Origin of the sequence: Bartonella taylorii 8TBB (genome assembly GCF_902825155.1) — a bacterium.
Taxonomy (GTDB): domain Bacteria; phylum Pseudomonadota; class Alphaproteobacteria; order Rhizobiales; family Rhizobiaceae; genus Bartonella; species Bartonella taylorii_A.
On record NZ_CADEAG010000140.1, the window covers coordinates 1 to 437 of the forward strand.

Annotated in this window: 1 protein-coding gene; it reads right to left on the reverse strand. The window is 38.7% G+C overall.

Annotation, left to right across the window (positions count from 1 at the left end; genetic code table 11):
* The coding region (locus J7R13_RS09015) for a tetratricopeptide repeat protein (RefSeq protein ID WP_208438323.1) at nucleotides 1-437 on the reverse strand (437 nt) is incomplete at both ends.

Genomic DNA, 437 nt, shown 5'->3' on the forward strand with positions numbered 1-437 from the left:
GAAAGATTGCTTCACGTTTACGTCCAACTTTCCAATAGGCATCACCTAAATGATCATTCTGTGTTGGGTCCTCAGGTTGTAATCTGACACCATTTTCTAATATTTGCACTGCTTTATTATATTCTTTTAGTTTATAATAAGCCCACCCTATAGAATCGTGAATATGACTGTTGTGAGCTTGCAAAGTAGAAGCTTTTTGCAGCATACGGAGCGATTCTTCAAGCTTCTCACCACGTTCTACAAGGGAATAGGCTAAATAATTAAGAACCTGCGGTTGGTTTGGAAAAAATTCAAGCGATTTTCTCAAGTCAATTTCTGCTTTTGGCCATTGCTTTAAACGTTCGAAAGCAATACCACGCTGATAAAAGAGTTTCCAATCGTCCTGCTGAAAGTTTTTTATCTGGGCAATAGCGGTGTCTAGAGTTTTAATGGCCTCA